The sequence below is a fragment of the Paenibacillus xinjiangensis genome (assembly GCF_059686975.1).
The window spans coordinates 1-19,739 of sequence record NZ_JCAALS010000027.1 but is presented as its reverse complement, the minus strand read 5'-3'; the positions used below and the strand labels follow the sequence as shown (position 1 = coordinate 19,739).

Below are 19,739 nucleotides of genomic sequence, written 5' to 3'. Positions count from 1 at the left end.
GATTGTCGCTCAAACATACTGACAGATGCAATAAGGCTGGTAGCCCTCCTCTTGCGAGTGGCTTACCGGTCCATTGAGGGAGATATTGACCTCGTTGGTTTTTTTGATAAATCGGATGTCCGTCCGGGCTACTCTGATATCGATATACATTCCATAACTAAACCAATTCGTCAAAAGAAAAGGTGGAGGAATTTGTACGATTTGTGGAGAGCAAATGCCCGGTTGGAGATACGAATCCAGCCCAAGACTAGGATAAGGGGATTACCGTCTCCTATCAGCAGCTTGGGCTGGTTCACTTATTCGAACGACTTGAACACCCGCGAAATATACTTCGATATGCGTACACTGATCTCCGCTCGTGCGACGTCCCGAATCATCCAGAAGCTGTCCTCGTAGCCTCGGCAGAGGAAGCGGTAATGAATGGCGCCGCTCGCATGCTCCTCCTCGAACACTTTGATGCTGCGCGACTTCAATTCCTTCCGTACAGCAGCCAGATCATTATGAATATGGGTCATCAACACATGGGAAGCCTTCACGAACAGCTTCTTCATGGAATAGGAAGAGAGCTCGATTTGTTTGCAGTTCTTTTCCACAATCGTAAGCATCATGGGCAGCAGTACATAATCTCGAATGAGCTCCAGCTCCTCTCTGGCCGGAATCGGAGCGGGTATTCCGTTCTTCGCTTCACGTCGCTGCAAATATTGTTCCCTATGCTCTGGCAGCATCATGCGGCTGGATTCCCAGCGGCCGTTTCCTTCCAACTTCTTGCTCATATATAATGCCCTCCAATTTTGACACTGCGCTCACGGGCCTGGGCAGCCTCCAAGAGAGAAGAGGCCCGCAGAATGGAGGTCATCCCGAACCGATGCTTGATGGCATCCGTGACACGCTCCAAGCTTCTTGTCTTCTCTCTGTTGCCGAACATGGTGAGCTGGTATTGATTATCCGGAACGAGTCTGGATAATGTAACACCGAGCTTGCGTACCGGGAGTCCGTCCCAGTGTCTGTAAAATAACATCCGTGCGCTCTCGTACACTTCCTTCGTAATATTGGTCGGATCGGGCATCGTGATCTGTCGGAAGAAGCCTGTCGGCTGATCGAAATCCGCACCTTGTGCGCCAGCAGAGACGACATGACCCATATAGCCCTTCATCCGACTGCGGCGGCATACCTCTTCACTTAATTCGAGCAGCACGACGTCGATTTCATTCCGCTTTACATAGTCACGGGGGAGTGTCATCTGATGCCCGACGGCTTGCTGTACATCATGCGTGCCCGGCTTGACCGGGCTTGGATCGATTCCATTGGCCGTCTGCCAGAAGAGCTCGGCTTGGATATTACTGTTCCTGCCCATTCTCAGCCGCATCTTACGCTTCAAGTCGGGAAGGGGTAAGCAGCCAAGCTCGCCGATTGTGGTGATGCCCATGCGCTGGAAGTGAGCTGTCATCCGCGAGCCGACACCGAACATCTTGTTAATGGGCAAGGGCCATAGCTTCAATTGAATGTCAGATTTCTGCAGCGTAAATACGCCGTCTGTGTTCTTTTTGGCCCAAATATCCGTTGCCATCTTGGCAAGGATTTTGTTGGGGCCGATTCCGACCCGTGCCCATACACCGGTGAACATTAGAATCTTGGCCTGAATCTGGGCGGCGATCTGTTCCGGTGTGCCAAAGTAAGCTAACGAGCCTGTTATATCGAGAAACTGCTCATCGATGGAGAACGGCTCGACCAGATCAGTAAAGGTGTTGAAAACATCGGTAATCATGAGAGATACGTCAATGTAAGCCTGCATGCGCGGCCGGATGATGACCAGATGTGGACATTTGCCCAGCGCTTGGCCTAATGTCTCCGCCGTTGTAACGCCGTACTGCTTCGCGATCGGACACGCTGCAAGTATAATGCCTGACCGGCGGGAGGGATCACCGGCAACGACAACGGGATCATCCTTATATTCAGGATGAGTCGCTTTCTCGACCGATGCGTAGAACGATTGGCAATCCACAAGCATAATGACACGCGCCATATTCTCCACTCCAATACGAAAGTATGTTCGTATTCTTATTATATACCGAATGTATGTTCCCTATGCAATAGGTGAGTGAAGGTAATTTTAAACAGTTGTTACAACACTACTGTGTGGTGTCATAATTAATGAGAAAGCTTTCAAGATAAATGAGAAAAAGTTTTCAGAAATACTACTGAGGTAGGGGACTTATTGAATTATGCTGAGTAAAAGGATTTGATTTAGAAAACCTGACCCGCGCGTTATTTTATTTACTGATCGTTCCCGATGTGTTACATTAATTTTGGGAGGGAATTTATATGGCTAGAAGCAAAGAGTTTGAAGTGAACGAAGTATTGGATAAAGCAATGAAGATCTTTTGGGAACAAGGTTACGAGAAGACATCGATGAGTGACCTGGTCGAGCATATGGGAATTCATCGCAGAAGTATATATGATACATTCGATGACAAACATTCGCTGTTTCTGCAGGCTATGGATCGATACTGCAGCAAAGTTAACGCCACATTGCTCGCAGAAGTCAAAACGTCCAAGACTGCAGTGGAAGCACTGCATAAAATTTTTGATTTTATGATCAGGGAATCAGAGGATATGCCATCTGGTTGCTTAATCGTGAATTCGGCGGTGGAGCTGGCCGGACGTGATACTGATGTGGATACCAGGTCAATTGAACTGTTTACGGTAGCAGAGCAGATGTTCGAGCAGATTATTCTTTGGGGACAGAGGGATGGAGAATTCTCCTCTGATCACGATGCCAAGGAAATGGCAGAGTACCTGCACAATATCTCCGTTGGCACAAGAGCTATGGCAAGAACTTCGACGGATAAAGAAAAATTAAACCGGATTGTCAATGTATCGATAAAACTTTTAGTAAATTGATGCATTGATTTTTTGCATATAATAGAATGATTATTCCTGTATTCATTTAGTTACATTTCAGTATCGTTCGCATTCATTATGTCATGGCTAACTTCCCGCCCGCCAGCTTCTTTTGTGTATGTATGTTAAAAAAATGAAGAGACCTACCTATGAACCCTATGTAGTAAATGAGAAGCATAGAAGAAAGGTGAGAAACTCTAATATTTTTCTTTACTGATCGTTCCCAATATGTTACCTTAGTTTTGGGAGTGAATTTTATGGCTAGAAGCAAGGAGTTTGTAGAACCTCGGTTGGTAAAATAAAACGATGTCATATAGTCAACGTTTTTTTTGGCAATTAATAGAATGATTGTTCCCAAATGCGCAGTAATAAATTTTTTGAGTTCAGAGCTTACGAAGGCTAAGAGTAACAACTTGGGTTCAACAGAGAAAGCAATAGATACGCTATAAATTAAGGAGGATTTAACATGAAATTAACAGGAAACACGATTTTTATTACAGGCGGCGGTTCGGGTATTGGACGGGGATTAGCTGAGGCATTACACAAACTTGGAAACAAGGTTATCATCTCAGGACGAAGTAAAGAGCGTCTGGAGGAGACCTTCCAAGCGAATCCTGGCATGTCTGCAGTGGAGTTGAATATACAGGACCCTGCAAGTGTAAATTCAGTTGCCTAGCAGTTAATTGAAGAATACCCGGATCTTAATGTATTGTTTAACAATGCTGGTATTTATACGCCTGAAGATTCGTCTGGGTTGGTTGACGAAGATATTTTGGTTCAGACAGTCACCACAAACCTGCTTGGTCCGATCCGTATGACTGCTGCGTTACAGGGTCATTTGAAATCCAAAGAAGATGCTTATATTATCAATACGACTTCGATACTCGGATTCGTACCGGTGGCACAGGGGGCTATATATTCTGCGACGAAAGCAGCGCTTCATTCCTATACACTGACCCAGCGCTACATCCTGAAAGACACTTCGGTTAAAGTACTAGAAATTGCGCCGCCATTGGTTCAAACGCAAATGATCAATTATGATCCGAATGCAATGCCACTTGCAGCATTTATTGAAGAAACGATAAATGTACTTGGTACAGATACGGATGAGGTTCTGGTGGAGTCAGCAATCATGTATCGTAATAATCCGGGACCGAACGAAAGCGTTCTTGTGAACCAAGTTAACGATATGATGTCTGGTCAGTAATTCGCTTTTATGATAAAGCACACTATAGAGACAAAATGGATGGATGCATTCCAATTTAAGAACGATAATTCTAAAAAAAAAGGAGTAATAAAAAATGAATATTTCTAAACAAGTTGCTATTGTCAGTGGTTCTAATCGGGGTTTAGGCAAGGAGTTGGCTCTTGAGCTTCTAGCTAGGGGAGCTAAAGTGTACGCTGGAGCGAGAAACCCTGAATCAATTAATCTGCCCGGTGCTATTCCACTGCAGCTCGATATTACAGATCCGAAATCCGTCATGGCTGCGGCTGAGGCTGCTGATGATGCAACCCTTCTAATCAACAATGCCGGTTCCGCCACTGGCGCTTCTCTCCTCACAGGTGAGTTAGACGATATTCATTTAGAATTCGACACTCATGTCTTCGGCACACTTTCGATGATTCGCACTTTTGCACCCGTTATTGAAAAAAATGGAGGAGGTTCGATACTGAATATCCTGTCCGCATTATCTTGGATCAATATCGGTAACTCAGGTGCGTATTCAGCTGCAAAATCCGCTCAATGGGGAATAACGAACGCATTACGTTTAGAGTTAGCCCCTAAGAACATTAAGCTTGCCGGATTGCACGTAGCGTTCATGGACACCGATATGACAGCTGGCATCGAAGCACCTAAGGCATCTCCAAGGGACATCGCCAAAATCGCCATCGATGGAATCGAATCCGATCTTTATGAGATTGTTGCTGATGATACAAGTCGAAATGTACAACAGGGCCTTTCCGCAGGAATTTCTTCTCTGTACCCACAATTGTTTCAATAAAAGGAGGAGTGTACATGCGTTTTCTCGTTCATGTCAAAATCAAACCAACGACTACTGAGAAAGAAATTGCGGAACTGTTACCAGCGGAACAAGCATGATTTGCTGAATTAGTGGAACAGGGGCTGATCAAATCCTTTTACCTTCCCCACACAAGGGACGAGCATTGGTCCATTTGTATTGGAGACAGCTTAGAAGAGGTCCGAGTTGCTGTGGAGTCATTGCCATTTTATAAATTCATGGCAGTAAAATACACCGCTCTAGTCGACGATAAGCGTTAGTGGGTGTGAGCGCTGTTGCGGTTATATGCTTCCTTTGGCGCTCAACTATGTGCTGAAGCCTAGTCCACCATCATTAGCCGTTTCATCGCAGGTGCCGGGATTTGGAAAGAGATGATGCGCAGAGGCCTGCCAGTGCAATTGTATATTGAGTATAATTTAAACAGTGCTTAACATTGATCTTGGATTGTCAATGTAAAGCGCTGTTTTTTGTTATTAGGCATTTTCAGAAATAGCTTTCTCAATATGCCCGTAAATATTAGCGGCCGTCTGCAAAAAAATCTCTTCGGGATATTAATGACCGTGCAATACATAGAATTTGTCGGGTTGTTTCCTATTCAGCTCTGTAGTAAATTTTAAATTACCAATTATTAGGTAGTTTCACTAGAGGCTGATTAAACCGCTCTTAATGATACAGAGGGGAAGGAACGACCTTGGGGAAAATAAACCTTACATTGCACCATACAAAAGCTAATATTGCCAACAACTTATTTGTGTTCAAGTTAGCATGGAGTATGCATCCTCAGAGAGTACTGGCTGATTTTGCTGTTCAAGCGGGCAGACTATTTTCTAATGTGTTTTTTTCTGTATATTTCATGAAGTACCTCATTGAGTCTATTTCAATTGAACGGGACTTCCAGCAAATTATTTATTTTATAATCATGACTTTAGTTTTGATACTTGCTTTAATCTTACTGGACAATTGGTATGAACTTCGCTTCAGACCTTTAAGTGATCTTAAGCTATATGAGAAGCTGTATCTCATTCTTTTCCGTAAGGCTGCATCCGTAGAACTGAAATGTTTTGAGGATCATAAGTTTTATGATAAATATACAAAAGCAATTCAAGAAGCGGATCAACGAGTCAGTGCTGTTCTTGACAATCTCACCAGAATTATATTCGTCTCAATCGCAACGATTAGTATATTTGCCGTGATGTACGCCATAGATCCATGGGTTGTATGGTTTGCCTTGTTACCGATTATAGGTAATTTTTATTTTGGAAAAAAGCTTAACCACATTCAGTTCCAGCAAAATGAAGAGAGGGTACCTTACCAAAGAAAAATGGACTATGTAAACCGTGTCATCTATTTATCCCACTTTGCCAAGGAAATTCGTTTGTCCCGCATATTTTCTGTTCTGAGGAACACGTATTTAGAAGGGTATGATGGCGTCATTTCTGTCATTCATAAGTATCGAGTAAAAGCAGGGGTTATTTCCTTTTTTAAGTTATTTACAACCTTTACGCTGCTATTCCAAGGGGTACTGCTGTATGGTGCGTATTTGGCTATTGTCAAGCAATCGATTTCTATCAGCTCCTTTATCGTTCTTGGAAGCGCAATGGTCGGTGGTGCGTGGTCGCTCATCCGATTGTCCGATAGCATTGTAGAGATTAACAAAAACGGTATATACATCGAAAATTTAAAAACTTTTTTAAGCTATGTCTCTGAAATCGAGGAGCATGCTGATCCAATTAAACCAAGTGCACCGCAATTGCAGCAATTAACATTTCGGAACCTACACTTTACTTATGATGGGGCAGCTGAGGCTTCCATTCGCAATATTACGCTGGAAATTAATAAGAATGAAAAAATTGCTCTTGTCGGACACAATGGAGCTGGCAAATCAACATTAATCAAGCTCATGATGCGTTTGTACGATCCTACTGAAGGCGAAATATTATTTAACGGCCGCAATATTAAAGAGTTTGATCTTATGTCCTATCGCTCATTGTATGGAACCGTTTTTCAGGATTTTAAGATTTTTTCGATGACTATAGCGGAAAATGTACTTATGCGTGAGGCGGATACCGACGCGGATCGTCAGCTCGTCATAAATGCACTCAAGAAAAGCAGAGTATACGATAAGGTAGCCACTTTGCCGAATGGAATAGATACGATGCTTACGAAGGAGTTTGATGATGACGGTGTTGTTTTATCAGGCGGTGAGTTTCAAAAGATTGCCATCGCACGCATATTTGCACAAGAGGCCGAAATTCTCGTGCTTGATGAGCCAACGAGCGCATTGGATCCAATTGCAGAATTTGAAATTTTTGAAAGTATGATGGAAGCTTGCGAGGATAAAGCCGTTGTCATTATTTCTCATCGCATGTCATCTGCTATGCTGGCTGATCGAATCTATTACATGGAGGATGGACAAATCCTAGAGTCGGGTTCACACAAGGAATTGATGCAGCTGCAGGGGAAATATCCGGAGCTGTTTTTAAAGCAAGCAGAAAAGTATGTTGATTTGGAAGAGTTGGCAGTATGGGGGGAATCTATATGAAGCCCAATAAGCATAGCTTTACTAGGGTCCTCAATAATAATTGGTTTATTGTGAAATACGCGCTGCGCTATTCCCGCAGATACATAATCTTTACTTGCTTGTATGCATGCCTGCAGGAGGTCGAAATTTTTCTTGAGCATGTCATTTTGATTAAGTTTGTTTTCGATAGCGTTCAGTATGGAACTTCCTTCTCTACCGTAGCCTTATATTTCGGACTAATGGTTTTATTTATAGCAGTCTGTTTTGTGCTGGACAGCATCTACTATCAAAGTGTTGAACCGAAAGGAAAAGAATTGCTGTATCAAAAACTAAGGATGGATCTTTATGGAAAAGCAATTAGTACCGATTTGGCCAATTATGACGATCCTGTTTATTATAATGATTATGTGTGGAGCGCTAATGATGCTCATAATCGAATTAATGCAACAATAAACAACATTACAAAGATATGCAGATCCGTCACGGTTATTATGACCTCAATAAGTTATTTCTGGTTCGTTGACAAGGTTGGTCTGCTATTTGTTCTCGTTGCCTTCATCTTAACATTAATCGTCAGCATGATCGCCAATAAAATAAGATACAAAATGAGCATGGAGCTTAATGAAAAGGATCGTAAACGAATCTATTTGAAGAGGTTGTTTTACTTAGCTGATTATGCGAAGGAATTAAGACTTTATTCCATCAAGGAGAAATTTTTTAGAGATTTCACCGATACACATAAAGAAATGCATGGAATCGTTCAAAAGCATTCAAAAAAGCAGTTCTGGTTAAACTTCTCCTCTGAGTATTTCTTCAATGAGTTGATTTTGAGCGGGATGTACGTCATTTATGTTGTTTTTATGACGTTAGTGAAAGGAACGTTAAGCTATGGAAGCGCGGTTACATTACTGAATTCATCATGGCGTCTAAAAGGCAATATGCAATATATGACGACGCTCATCAGCGAGATGCAAGAAAACAGCCTGTATATTGAGAAGTTAAGAAGCTTCCTGGAGCAAGAGAACGCTCTGAAAGAAGTTGACGATCCCATACCTGTACCTGATAACTTTAATGGATTAATGCTAAAAGAGCTATCGTTCCAATATGGTCAGTCTGGGCCGCGAATTCTTCATAACGTTAATTTAAGTATCAGGCCTGGCGAAAAAATTGCAATCGTTGGGTACAATGGTGCAGGAAAAACGACGTTGACGAAGCTGATCATGCGTCTATACGATGCAAGTTCGGGAGAGATTCGTCTGAATGGGATACAAATCGATCAGTTTAAGCTGGATGAATACCGTATGAAGATCAGCTCAGTATTTCAGGATCATCAGTTGTTCGCTGCTACGCTGTCTCAAAATGTCGTCATGAATCATTTTACTTCCGGCGATTCCTTAAGGGTAAGAGAAGCGCTGGAGAAGAGCGGTTTTGGCAACAAGCTGCAGTCTTTGCGATTGGGAACGGATACTTCCGTTACTAAGGAATTTGATGACGCAGGGATAGAGTTATCTGGTGGAGAGGCCCAGAAAGTCGCAATCGCAAGGGTATTCGCCAAGCCGACTCTTCTCATCCTATTAGACGAGCCTTCCAGCGCATTGGATCCAATGAGTGAATACCATTTGAACCAAGTCATGCTCGAGAAGACAGAAGATCGAGCTATCATTTTCATTTCCCATCGCTTATCGACTACCAAAATGGCGGATCGCATTCTCATGATGGAAAATGGTCAAATTATTGAGCAAGGTTCACACGAAGAGCTTATGAGACTGGACGGGAAATACGCTCAAATGTTTAACCTTCAGGCCTCACGATACCGCGTGGTCGTTGGAGCTTCTTAAACCAAATTGCCGAAGGCAGCTGCACCAATTTGATTATGCGATACGGGTAGAATAGTTCTAATATATAGTACTGGTAGAAACAAAAAGGGGTGATTTCATGGAACTAATTAAGGTGACTTCTGAAAAGAAAGTGATATTACGCAACCTTATGGAATTATATCAGTACGATACGAGTGATTTCGAAGCGGACGGCAAAAATGATGTGAATGAGTATGGTCTCTTTGACTATATGTACTTAGATCACTACTGGACAGAAGAAGGTCGGTTCCCCTTCTTTATAATTCAATATGGTAAGTTGGTAGGCTTTGTATTAGTCCGGAAAATTGCAGATTGTGAAACACCGAAATTTTCAATAGCAGAATTTTTCATATTAAGAAAATACCGAAGGCAAGGGATCGGTAAAGAAGCAGCGTATAAAGTATTTGATATGTTTAGAGGCAATTGGAGCGTTTTATGGCTGGAGAGGAACTTGCCTGCCAAGACCTTTTGGACGAAGACTATTCTACAATACTCGAAAGGCAGTTGTTCTAAATCCACACAGAAAGGAGAGCCATCGCTAGAATTCAGCTCATGATTCATTAAACTACGCTTAAAGGCATACTAGAAATCGACGAAGCCTGCGTTCTTCAAAGCGACAAAGGAAAAAAGCGAATTACATATCGTAAATCGAGACTATATTTCATAAAAGGAGTTGGTGATTCTGTATATAAAAGCTGTATTTTTTGATCTATTTGAAACTTTAGTAACTGAATTCTCTAACGGGAAAAGAGTAGCAAATAGGTCAATTAATTATTTCGAATTATTTGGGATGAGCAATGATGATTTTAAGAGAGAATGGGGAAGCCGACAAGAAGCAAGAATGACGGGAGTATTTCCGAATTATTCTTTGGTAATTAAGGACATTTTGGAAAAACGAAATTTGAATTACAACGATGAAGCAGCGGAGTGTTTATATCAGGAAAGAATTCGAGAGAAAATCATTCCATTTCTAAATATTCGAACGGATGTTATTAGTTTGTTAGCAAGCTTACGAAAGAGGAATCTAAAGCTGGGACTTATTAGTAATTGTACAGAAGAAGAAGTAAGACAATGGCATGAAAGTGAGCTTGCAAATTATTTTGATGATGTTATCTTTTCATACGAAGTAGGCTTAGCCAAACCAGACAACAGGATATATGCATTAGCATGTGAGAGATTGGGTGTAAAGCCAGAGAATTCAGTATTTGTGGGTGACGGTGGCTCAAATGAATTAGATGGTGCATGTAATGCTGGTATACACCCCTACCATGCCATTTGGTTCAATACATTTATAAAAAGTAATTATAAGAAGCTGACTAGTCCTGAAGAAATGCTTCAAGAACTTGAAACCCATTAGGGGAGCAGTATGTGACGGTGGCACCCCGTTATCGTGCAAGGGAATACGACAAGTACAGACCCCAATATCCAGAACAATTATTTACTGATATCTTGGGGTTGACGGATCTCAAGCAGGGAGATTCCATACTTGAGATCGGCTGTGGCACAGGTCAGGCAACGAGAGGTTTTGTTGATTTAGGCTTTGATAATGTGACTTGCATTGAATTAGGTCAAAATTTAGTAGAATTTACTCGTGAAAAATTTAAAAACAAACCAAATGTTAACATAATCAATTCCCCATTTGAATCTTCAAGGTTTTCGACTTACTCAACGACGAAGGCTCTATAGTATTCTTTTGGACCGTCCATATTCCGTCTTATGATGAGGTCTCTAATCGGATCCGAGAAAGTTATAGACTACTTCCCGACAATGTACGATTTGAATTGTTTGGAGAAATCAAAGAAGTAATTGAAGAAGATGGTGGAATTCTTAATAAGCCTCAAGCGGTGGTGTTGTATCATGCAAAGAAAAATCTAAAGTGAATACCCAACCGCTGATACAGAAATTCAACCAGTGGTTTAGTTGTAAAGTACACCTCCATACACTCGAAATTTAGATACGATTATAATTAATTTATAAAATCATGGAGGTGCAATAAATATGCCAGTGAGTGCTACACATTTTGGTGAAAGAATCAATCAGCTTTGTCATAGCAAGAGTATGACACAAGAACAATTAGGGCTGTTACTTAATGTTTCCGCACAGGCCGTGTCCAAATGGGAAAAAGGGGACTCCTTACCCGATATTTCCCTTATAACGGAGTTGGCAACCGTTTTTGATTGTACAACAGACTTTTTGCTCGGAATAGCTAGCAATTTGCCAGCCATGCTGCCTCAAATTAGAATGGAACTTCGGATGATGACACAAGAGCAAAAAATTAATTTCCTGGGCGAGGTGATTGCTGCAACATCTCACAATGAACAGACACCAGTATCAAATCCAGCACTAACTCAAATCCAGCTAGGTCCAACGGGATTAGGTTTGTGGGCGAAAGACAGATTAGTATGCATTGCTACATCCCTTTTTTTAAACGAAGCAACTGAAGCGATGAATGACTCAGTAGAATTTCCAATGAATATTTTACCTGTGGATATTATAACAGTGCTATATGAGTTATTGCTCAATAATGAAAATTTACAGCCAGACTTCACCCCAGTAGATGAGCTGATCCTTCGCTCACGTCTGCCTGTGGACATGAATTTTGATAAAGTAATAATAGATTGCATTGAACTCGGCTTTGTAGATAGAGTTCGAGGTGGGTATAAGCTTAATGTTAAAGGTGATATTGCAACTCGTTTGTTTTCAGTCGTTCATAGGGTTGTATCTAGACCTAGTTCGTTTTCATTTGATTTTTCGTAAAATTCTCTTTTTAAGGAACAATAAGAAGCTGCCGACATGATCGGCAGCTTCATTACGTTAACTGAGCAGAGGGGTTTCCAATTTAAAATTGACTGTTTCCCAAGGTTGTTAATCAATGTAGTTATCACGATTTTTATTTTTCAACAATCATCCAAGTACCTTCTGCACAGACCGGGTTCTTGGGTACATGCAGCGTTCCATTTTCTATACATTGTTCAATTACTCCATTAACTAATCCACTGGTCGTATGCAGAACGAATTGATGATACTCATGAATGAGGTGCCGTGGTACATATTTTTTAATGTAATCATGCATCGCATCTGCTACGGGTTGAACATATTCGCTAATCTCTTCAGAGAAGTCATCAGCTAATGCGCGAAAAGCCTTTTCATCTGATGCGTTCATCACTAGAATTTTCGGAACTAGCTTTGCTTCTTCCAGTTTTAGATATTCAACCTCTATTGCTTTTGTTGCAAATTCTTTTTCATTCTCTGTCAGCTCATTCACATCTAATCCAGTAATGGCTTTTAAGGTAATCATCATGAGGGGGTCTTGTGAAATATTATGCCCGCAGTCAAAATGCTTCGTCAGTCGATGTCCGTAAATATTAGCGGCCTTCACTCTTCGAAAACCGCATAGATTAGAAGCAGCAATTCCATCACAGCCATATATCCCTAATGCAGTATGATCGTATTCGTTAATAGCAAATCCAAATGCGAAAAATTCCCTGTGTAATTTTTCAATACCCGCAAAGTAATTGTCAGATAATCTTTTGTTAACCTGTTCCTCGAAAGACCACACCATTCGGGAAATTAATGACCATGCGATAAAGCGAACATCAGTTTGCTTATTAAGAAAGGGGAAACTTAGAATCCTATTTTTATTCATAGTAAATATCTCTCAACTTCTTCAGCTAATACAGTTGTATATTTTTTATAGAATTCATTCACTCTTTTATATACAGCAGTATCTATTAGGATGAAATTTGAGATGTACTTATTGTTGTCCAGCTTTTGCAGCAGACCGTAGTGCCCGTTCTCCCCGCGGCATTGAATTTCCAGTTCTTCTTCGACATAAGGCATAGCAACATGCAGTAGCTCCGACAGTTCTTTCGCACTGCGTGCTGTATCTTTGCATAAATAAATCAAATTTTGCGAGAAAGTTCTTTCTGCTTTAATTCTAGGGTCATTCCCTAAAGGACTGCCATTTCCAGAAAAAATAAGTTTGATAGGTTTTAAAGTTAAAGGGGTGTTGTCCATCTTATTGACCTCTCTTCTAATTGTATTTCGAGCTGAAAATAATCGTTGTTTGACGGTCGTTTCTAATAGGTTAAGTGCCGCAGCAATCTCAGAAGTTTTCATCTCATCCAAGTAATACATGATCATGACATCGCGATACATTTTAGATAAAAAGGCGATTTCTCGTTTTATAAGATGAATAGCTTGTTTGTCGTGATCTGTGTTAATGAATTCATTAATAGGATCGAAATGATTATGTACATACCCAGAGGAGTCAACTGCTGCGATGCTGGTCTGATTACTATGTTGTTTACGTTTATGACAGAAATCAGCATACACTCTATGAGCAATCGTCCAGGCGAAACCATAGAAATGATCAATGTTCGTCTGCTTATTAATACCGCTGAGCAGTGTCACAATGATGTCTGAGCACAAATCCTCTGCTTGATGTGAATTGCTGCAGCGTTTGTAAGCAAAGGCATACAATCTCTCAAGAAATGTTTTGTTACTTAGATATTGAATGGCTTCTTCAATTTTCATGTTTGTCACCTATTTTCTGTGATTGCATTCGCGAATGATCTCAAATACATAGTCGTAGGAAATCTCGATTGGTTAGGGAAAATAACTAAAAAAGTATTCATCATCAAATAGGTAACATGAATATGTAGAAAAGGGAAGTAGAGAAAGTGAAAAGCTGCAATTTCTAAGGTGAATTACCAATGCATAGACAGGTTGTTTGAAGGATGGTGTAGGATACAATTAATTACGCAATATTCCATTTGTTAGAATCTCGCTGGAGGTGTTATTAATATGTTTCCTGATTTAACCAAGCATCCTGAATATCTGAGAGGACAAACGCTAGAATGGTGCGAGCAACTGGCTAAAAGGTCGGGTAAGTACGAATTTCCTTGGAAAAGCATAATTGAAGGGCAATCAGCAGAAGCTGTCCTAAATCAAAAGTTGTCTAGCATAATACACGGCAAAGTATTAGATGTTGGCTGCGGTCATGGAGATTATACAGTCAAGTGGACAAACCTTGCGGAAGAAGTTGTAGGGTATGATATGACGAAAGGTTTCATCGAAACAGCTAATCAGAATCGAGAACCAAATGTCCGATTTGTAGTAGGGCGCACGCATGATGGTTTGCCATTTGATGATGATTATTTTGATATTGCCTATACCAAAAAGGGCCCGGGCAGCTGGTATAAAGAAGGAAACCGAGTTGTTCGATCTAATGGAACAATCCTATTGTTTCATCCCGGTGACAGCAATGGTAATGGAGAGGAACTTGGATCTTACTTCCCAGGTTTATTCGGTAAGCCGACAATGGGTACTCCGATACTAGATGTTATTCAAGAGAGGTTAGAAAAAAGTGGTTTAGTTGATATTGAATTATCTTTATTGAAAGAAACCGTCTGGATTCCAACACCAGAAGATGTGCTTGAGATGGCTTGCTTCGGACAAAGTGAGGGGTTCCGGACATACGTAGAAGATAGCTGCTTCAAACAGATTCATTCAAGCTTTGAGAAACATTCAACAGACAAGGGAATAAGAACAACAGGGTTTTACTATCTGATTCAAGCAAGGGCTAAGTAATATAGAACGGATAAGGAGAGTGTCAACCATGGAAATAAAGATTGAAAAAGAAGATATGCTGGCAATCCTACATATAGACTCCTTTCAAGAAGAGAATGATATCGATAATATGATTCGAGAATTAAAACCTGGTATGGGTAAGGGGATATATATTGCCAAGGAGAGAAAGATCAGTCAGCAAACCAATTACGAAGCTGTGAAATGGCTGGATAGTCTCGATGAATTAAAGACAAAAGCTCCTTTGTGGGAACCAGTGTTCCCTGTTAATACAGAAGTAATGGATATTCGGGTTTACTATGGATTTGATAATTTGACGCAAGAAGAGATTGATGAGATAGCTGCTGAAAGCGGAAGAACAGGAAGTAACGTTGTGCGTGACCTTAAGCCTAATGATACGTTCGTTGGTGTAAGTTTGTTTTGCTGTAAGGATGATATCTCATTCGAATTTCGGATTTTTGGAACGACAAAAAGTCGGATTCATGTGCCTGATATAGAGCAACAAACGATTGAGAACTTAACTATTCGGTCAAATGAGGCAGTTTATATCGGAGACAGAGAGAAACAACATTTAATTTGGGCAGAAGTGGGCCCAATTTGGGGTAAGGCATTACAGTATGAATTATTGGCTCTACGCAGCAACCGTGAATGGCTAATTGCAATTGCTGAATCTTTATTGTAAGCCCAGTGTAAAAGACAACTGTTCAACCTAATGAAACAACAAGCTACTTCCCACTAACAAAGGAGTAGCTTGTTGCTTCAGTCTAACTACTAATCTGGAACAAAATACAATTAATTAATTAATTACTACCAATTGCCATTGCTGGTGAAGATCGCCCCGGTACATATTTTGCTGGATTTTCGCGGCATCCGCCGTAGAGGCTCCAGTGACCTCAACTGCCTTGTTGCTGTTAACGTTCAGAATACAATAATAACCGTTGCTTAGCTTGATAAGCCTGAACTGTTGCGCGCTATTCGATAAATCACTCATGAGTTGAATCGCTTCACCGTTGTTTTTCGTTGCGTTCCGAACATCCATAACTTTGTTGTCTGATGAGCTTACACTCCTCAATTTGTAATAGTTATTGTATGTGCCCATATCGCTGATGACCCATTGCTGCGCTGTCGCGTTATTATCCGTCCACTGCTGGAGCTGCAATGCGCTGGTGTTCTGGCCGCCAGGGACCTCAAGCACTTTGCCCGATGCCCGATTCACGAGCTTGTACGTAGAGCCGGATGAGACTCCGTTCCATACGCCGTTCCAAGGGTTAAACTGGGCGCGCTCATAATACCATTCGAAAATAAAGCGGGCCATACCGTCTCTAGCTGTATTGCCATCGTACAGCAAGCCAGCTGTGGGGTCTGCGAATGAGCTGCGTGTTCCGGACTGAAGCAAGAATCCGTTCATATGGACGGCAATGCTGACATTCCCAGCTGCCGTGAAGATTGCTTTCGTATTTTTGCCGAAGCCTTCATTCGAGCCGTTAAATAGTTCCCAATACGAGGAGTCTCCTGGGAGGGTCTTAAACCAGGTTGTCTCCGTTATGTTGATGGGATAACTATCGGCGCAAGGCTTAATGTTAGTATCCCACTGCTGCTGTAAAGTAGCGTAATCATCCTGAGCGCCATAGCCTGGATACCAGTGGACGGAATAGCCGATATTGTTCAATGGATCCGTCAGCGGATATTGTGCGCATAGCTGATAGTATTGATCCCAGCCAAGCCCTGCTGCCCAAATGACATTATCAGCGCCTTTACTACGTATAGTCGATATCATAGAGTTCTGAAAGTTTTTCAGAGAGTTCCAGTAATCGACGAAATTGGATTGGGAAGGATGTCCGCCCCAGACTCCGTTTACATCTGACAGTACCGGTTCGTTAACAAGCTCGAACATGACATTGTCCGCACTTTTGATGTCCGGCTGCTCAGCGAGGTAACCCCAGATTTGATTGAACTTGGCGAGATTGGCCGGGGTTGTCGCTTGGTTGTTACTCAACGTGAAATCGAGCCCGAGTGTGACATAAAGGCCTTTCGTTTTGGCGTAGTTGATATACGGAATGATGACGTTTTGAGTAACGGCCTGCAAACCGGCAAAATTGTATGTGCCCGCCGCAACGTCGCCCATGTCTTCCTTGTCAATGAATAGGCGAACTTGATTCATGTACCATCCATGGTTGTTGCCGTACTTGGCAGAGGTGCTCGTAAAGGTATCGGTAATATCCTTCAAATAAGCCAATATTGCCGCATGCCGATTGCCGCCGTTCTGATTCAGATAATAGCTGCTGTTCTGATACGTCCAGTAAGAGCCCGAAGGCTGATGCCAACCGCTTAGCAGTACCGGCTGTCCGCTGCTATTCACCAGTTGATTGCCGTTTACATGGAGCTTGGGCGTAGACATACCCGCCCAAGCATCTGCCGGCTTGCCGCTGAGCAGCATCGGTGATACCACCAGCGCCATAAGCAGCAGAAACTTAACTGCCAGGCTAACTTTCTTTTTGATCATTAACATGAATACTCATCTCCTTTTTTTTGTTTGATTTATGTGAAATCATGGTAGTTCGTAGACAGGGCGAAGCATGCTGCTGATGGCGAACTTACAGTCCCAATAGTGGGAGCGTTCTACCGAGAATATTTGTATGCGCTTACAAAATTGAGTGTACTACTAGAAACTCACCGTCGACAACCTGTCTAATTATGGATTTATGAACGGGCAAGCTCTACTTTCTTATTGCTGCAGAGAGCAAATCCCTATCATTTGCCCGGTAATGAGTCATAGATTAGCAGGTTGCCCGCGCTAACGGCAGAAGCTACACTTGCTAATATATAGGAAAAGGAGGCGGGAAAGGGGGAGTATGTCTGGTATTTCGAAATAAAAAGTTGTTGCTGACAGTCGCTGCTATGCTAGCCATAGTGGCCGTTCTCATCCTAATGATGATTACTATTCTAATAAAACCTGATCAGGAGTTGACAAGGACAATGAGTGAAGAAATAACAGTGAATAGCCCGGATCTTAATTCTAACGAAGTGGAATTGGCTAGTGCGATTGGCAAGCTGCCGCCTAATGGCAACCCGCTAGTCTCTCATAAGTTTGGAGCAGATCCTTATGCGTTGGTATTCGAGGGTCGCGTCTACCTGTATATGACTAACGATATATTGGAATATGATGCAGATGGGAGCGTCAAGGATAACACCTATGGCAATATCAACAAAATAACGGTGATCTCCTCTGACGATCTGGTCAATTGGACAGATCATGGCGTTATTGCTGCTGCAGGCCCGCAGGGCGCGGCCAAGTGGGCAACCCAATCATGGGCACCTGCCATTACACATAAGGTCATCGGCGATAAGGACAAGTTCTTCCTTTATTTTGCTAACAATGCCAGCGGTATTGGAGTATTGACCAGTGATAGTCCAACGGGTCCTTGGATCGATCCTATTGGACGACCGCTTATCTTAAGATCGACGCCTGGCGTTGAGGATGTAACCTGGCTATTTGATCCTGCCGTACTGGTTGACGATGATGGGAAGGCGTATATTTATTTCGGAGGTGGAGTACCAGAGGGCGAGCACGAGATGCCGAATACGGCTCGTGTGATGCAGCTCGGTGAGGATATGGTTAGCGTGCTTGATCGAGCCACGACGATACCAGCCCCCTATATGTTCGAGAATGCGGGTATTAATAAATACAATAATAAATATTACTACACCTACTGCTCGAATTTCTACGATGGTGAACGTCCAGAGGGCAGTCCTGCTGCCGGACAGATTGCGTACATGGTTAGTGACAACCCGATGGGACCTTGGACGTACGAAGGAACGATTCTGAAAAACCCTAGTCATTTCTTCGGAATTGGCGGCAATAATCATCATGCCATATTCCAGTTCCAAGACGCTTGGTATATTGCTTACCATGCCCAGACGTTGTCCAAAGCGATGGGTGTACCGAAGGGCTACCGTTCGACACATCTGAATCAGGTATTCTTTCAGGAGGATGGATCTATTCAAGAGATCGTTGCTGACTATGAGGGTGTCGAGCAGGTGAAGACGCTTAATCCTTATGCTCGTGTTCAGGCGGAGACGATGGCGTGGAATGCAGGCGTTCATGTGGAGCCGCAGCAAAAGAATGGTGTCGAGCAGTCACAGCCTTACCCAATGGCTGTGACGGATATTCACAATGGCGATTGGATAGCTGTATCTAATGTTGAATTTGGTGAGGGTGCCGCTTCATTCTCTGCTTCGGTATCCAGCGCTGCCTATGGAGGCAGCATTGAGCTTCATCTGGATAGTCCTGATGGCAAGCTGATTGGCACACTGGCGGTAGCTGCGACTACCGATCATTGGAACGAGGTAAGCACGGAGATAACTGGGGCAGAGGGAACTCACTCCTTATATCTAGTGTTCAGAGGCGAGTCGGATCAGAAGCTGTTCGATCTTGACTACTGGCAATTCATTAAGTAATCATTCCGTTGTCGAGATTATGACAAATGGCGGTGCTAGGGGCTATCCCTGCACCGCCATTTGTGCTTTTTTGTCTATTGCCGCCTTCTTGAGCCAATTATGGGCGAGCAAAAGCCACCCGACGTCTAGGCTCACTTTTGGCAGGCCTCGAAGCAGAAAAAGCCGATGTCTAACGTCAAATTTTTCCTTCGTTAAGCCCAATATTTCTGTATTTTCTGCTCCGAATGGATTACCCGAGTGGATAAGGAAGAAATGGCAGGAACAGCAGAACTTAGTTTCCTAACAAGGAAAAACCAGCTAATACTTGTCAAGCTATTAGTATTGGACTGCAACAGGTAAATTGGTATACTAATTTCTAGGCACAACAAATAACCTTCATTGGCGTGAAGGTTA

Annotated in this window: 16 protein-coding genes and 1 pseudogene; 12 read left to right on the top strand and 5 right to left on the bottom strand. The window is 42.3% G+C overall.

Annotated features, from left to right (window positions below; all coding sequences use genetic code 11):
- Positions 1-296 precede the first annotated feature (296 nt).
- Both AC6ESP_RS22940 and AC6ESP_RS22935 read right to left on the bottom strand, forming a co-directional pair.
- The gene (locus tag AC6ESP_RS22940) at positions 297-773 is read right to left on the bottom strand and encodes a YhjD family protein (protein ID WP_497099064.1); all 477 of its coding nucleotides are present in this window, start codon (positions 771-773) and stop codon (positions 297-299) included.
- Entirely contained in the window at positions 770-2,023 is a 1,254-nt protein-coding gene (locus tag AC6ESP_RS22935) for a DNA polymerase IV (protein WP_497099063.1), read from the bottom strand. The genes AC6ESP_RS22940 and AC6ESP_RS22935 overlap by 4 nt, the downstream gene beginning before the upstream one ends.
- A 299-nt stretch (positions 2,024-2,322) precedes the next feature.
- On the opposite strand from AC6ESP_RS22935, the gene AC6ESP_RS22930 reads away from it, so the two are divergent.
- The 9 genes and pseudogenes from AC6ESP_RS22930 to AC6ESP_RS22890 all read left to right on the top strand — a co-directional run bounded on the left by AC6ESP_RS22930 (position 2,323) and on the right by AC6ESP_RS22890 (position 12,056).
- Positions 2,323-2,901: a TetR/AcrR family transcriptional regulator gene (locus tag AC6ESP_RS22930; RefSeq protein WP_497099062.1), complete on the top strand. Its 579-nt coding sequence runs from the start codon at positions 2,323-2,325 to the stop codon at positions 2,899-2,901.
- A 466-nt stretch (positions 2,902-3,367) separates the two neighbouring features.
- Positions 3,368-4,108 (top strand): annotated as a pseudogene (locus AC6ESP_RS22925) (SDR family oxidoreductase).
- Between the two features lie 94 nt (positions 4,109-4,202).
- Complete coding sequence (locus tag AC6ESP_RS22920) at positions 4,203-4,904, top strand: SDR family oxidoreductase (RefSeq protein ID WP_497099061.1); 702 nt, start codon at positions 4,203-4,205, stop codon at positions 4,902-4,904.
- Between the two features lie 709 nt (positions 4,905-5,613).
- On the top strand, positions 5,614-7,464 hold the full coding sequence (locus AC6ESP_RS22915) for an ABC transporter ATP-binding protein (protein ID WP_497099060.1): 1,851 nt from the start codon (positions 5,614-5,616) through the stop codon (positions 7,462-7,464).
- Between the two features lie 314 nt (positions 7,465-7,778).
- Complete coding sequence (locus tag AC6ESP_RS22910) at positions 7,779-9,281, top strand: ABC transporter ATP-binding protein (protein WP_497099059.1); 1,503 nt, start codon at positions 7,779-7,781, stop codon at positions 9,279-9,281.
- Positions 9,282-9,378: 97 nt separating this feature from the next.
- Entirely contained in the window at positions 9,379-9,855 is a 477-nt protein-coding gene (locus tag AC6ESP_RS22905; RefSeq protein ID WP_497099058.1) for a GNAT family N-acetyltransferase, read from the top strand.
- A gap of 120 nt (positions 9,856-9,975) precedes the next feature.
- Entirely contained in the window at positions 9,976-10,656 is a 681-nt protein-coding gene (locus AC6ESP_RS22900) for an HAD family hydrolase (RefSeq protein ID WP_497099057.1), read from the top strand.
- 11 nt (positions 10,657-10,667) lie between these two features.
- Positions 10,668-10,985, top strand: coding sequence for an rRNA adenine N-6-methyltransferase family protein (locus AC6ESP_RS22895; RefSeq protein ID WP_497099056.1), 318 nt, complete (start codon positions 10,668-10,670; stop codon positions 10,983-10,985).
- 312 nt (positions 10,986-11,297) lie between these two features.
- Positions 11,298-12,056 (top strand): helix-turn-helix domain-containing protein, encoded by a 759-nt coding sequence (locus AC6ESP_RS22890; RefSeq protein ID WP_497099055.1) that lies wholly within the window; start codon positions 11,298-11,300, stop codon positions 12,054-12,056.
- A 133-nt stretch (positions 12,057-12,189) separates the two neighbouring features.
- Here AC6ESP_RS22890 and AC6ESP_RS22885 read toward each other — a convergent pair whose 3' ends face one another.
- On the bottom strand, positions 12,190-12,945 hold the full coding sequence (locus AC6ESP_RS22885; RefSeq protein WP_497099054.1) for a hypothetical protein: 756 nt from the start codon (positions 12,943-12,945) through the stop codon (positions 12,190-12,192).
- Positions 12,942-13,835: an RNA polymerase sigma factor gene (locus tag AC6ESP_RS22880; protein WP_497099053.1), complete on the bottom strand. Its 894-nt coding sequence runs from the start codon at positions 13,833-13,835 to the stop codon at positions 12,942-12,944. The genes AC6ESP_RS22885 and AC6ESP_RS22880 overlap by 4 nt, the downstream gene beginning before the upstream one ends.
- 270 nt (positions 13,836-14,105) lie before the next feature.
- Here AC6ESP_RS22880 and AC6ESP_RS22875 point away from each other — a divergent pair, with 270 nt between their 5' ends.
- Positions 14,106-14,891 (top strand): class I SAM-dependent methyltransferase, encoded by a 786-nt coding sequence (locus tag AC6ESP_RS22875; protein WP_497099052.1) that lies wholly within the window; start codon positions 14,106-14,108, stop codon positions 14,889-14,891.
- 28 nt (positions 14,892-14,919) lie between these two features.
- On the top strand, positions 14,920-15,570 hold the full coding sequence (locus tag AC6ESP_RS22870; protein ID WP_497099051.1) for a hypothetical protein: 651 nt from the start codon (positions 14,920-14,922) through the stop codon (positions 15,568-15,570).
- A gap of 114 nt (positions 15,571-15,684) precedes the next feature.
- Here the strand turns inward: AC6ESP_RS22870 and AC6ESP_RS22865 are convergent, their stop codons facing one another.
- Positions 15,685-17,397: an RICIN domain-containing protein gene (locus AC6ESP_RS22865; RefSeq protein ID WP_497099050.1), complete on the bottom strand. Its 1,713-nt coding sequence runs from the start codon at positions 17,395-17,397 to the stop codon at positions 15,685-15,687.
- A 467-nt stretch (positions 17,398-17,864) separates the two neighbouring features.
- On the opposite strand from AC6ESP_RS22865, the gene AC6ESP_RS22860 reads away from it, so the two are divergent.
- Positions 17,865-19,346 (top strand): glycoside hydrolase family 43 protein, encoded by a 1,482-nt coding sequence (locus AC6ESP_RS22860; RefSeq protein WP_497099049.1) that lies wholly within the window; start codon positions 17,865-17,867, stop codon positions 19,344-19,346.
- The last annotated feature ends 393 nt before the right edge of the window (positions 19,347-19,739 follow it).

Coding starts and splice junctions, on each gene's coding strand:
- AC6ESP_RS22940 (WP_497099064.1), bottom strand. CDS start 773: ATGAGCAAGAAGTTGGAAGGAAACGGCCGCTGGGAATCCAGCCGCATG.
- AC6ESP_RS22935 (WP_497099063.1), bottom strand. CDS start 2,023: ATGGCGCGTGTCATTATGCTTGTGGATTGCCAATCGTTCTACGCATCG.
- AC6ESP_RS22930 (WP_497099062.1), top strand. CDS start 2,323: ATGGCTAGAAGCAAAGAGTTTGAAGTGAACGAAGTATTGGATAAAGCA.
- AC6ESP_RS22920 (WP_497099061.1), top strand. CDS start 4,203: ATGAATATTTCTAAACAAGTTGCTATTGTCAGTGGTTCTAATCGGGGT.
- AC6ESP_RS22910 (WP_497099059.1), top strand. CDS start 7,779: ATGGATCTTTATGGAAAAGCAATTAGTACCGATTTGGCCAATTATGAC.
- AC6ESP_RS22905 (WP_497099058.1), top strand. CDS start 9,379: ATGGAACTAATTAAGGTGACTTCTGAAAAGAAAGTGATATTACGCAAC.
- AC6ESP_RS22890 (WP_497099055.1), top strand. CDS start 11,298: ATGCCAGTGAGTGCTACACATTTTGGTGAAAGAATCAATCAGCTTTGT.
- AC6ESP_RS22885 (WP_497099054.1), bottom strand. CDS start 12,945: ATGAATAAAAATAGGATTCTAAGTTTCCCCTTTCTTAATAAGCAAACT.
- AC6ESP_RS22880 (WP_497099053.1), bottom strand. CDS start 13,835: ATGAAAATTGAAGAAGCCATTCAATATCTAAGTAACAAAACATTTCTT.
- AC6ESP_RS22875 (WP_497099052.1), top strand. CDS start 14,106: ATGTTTCCTGATTTAACCAAGCATCCTGAATATCTGAGAGGACAAACG.
- AC6ESP_RS22870 (WP_497099051.1), top strand. CDS start 14,920: ATGGAAATAAAGATTGAAAAAGAAGATATGCTGGCAATCCTACATATA.
- AC6ESP_RS22865 (WP_497099050.1), bottom strand. CDS start 17,397: ATGTTAATGATCAAAAAGAAAGTTAGCCTGGCAGTTAAGTTTCTGCTG.
- AC6ESP_RS22860 (WP_497099049.1), top strand. CDS start 17,865: ATGAGTGAAGAAATAACAGTGAATAGCCCGGATCTTAATTCTAACGAA.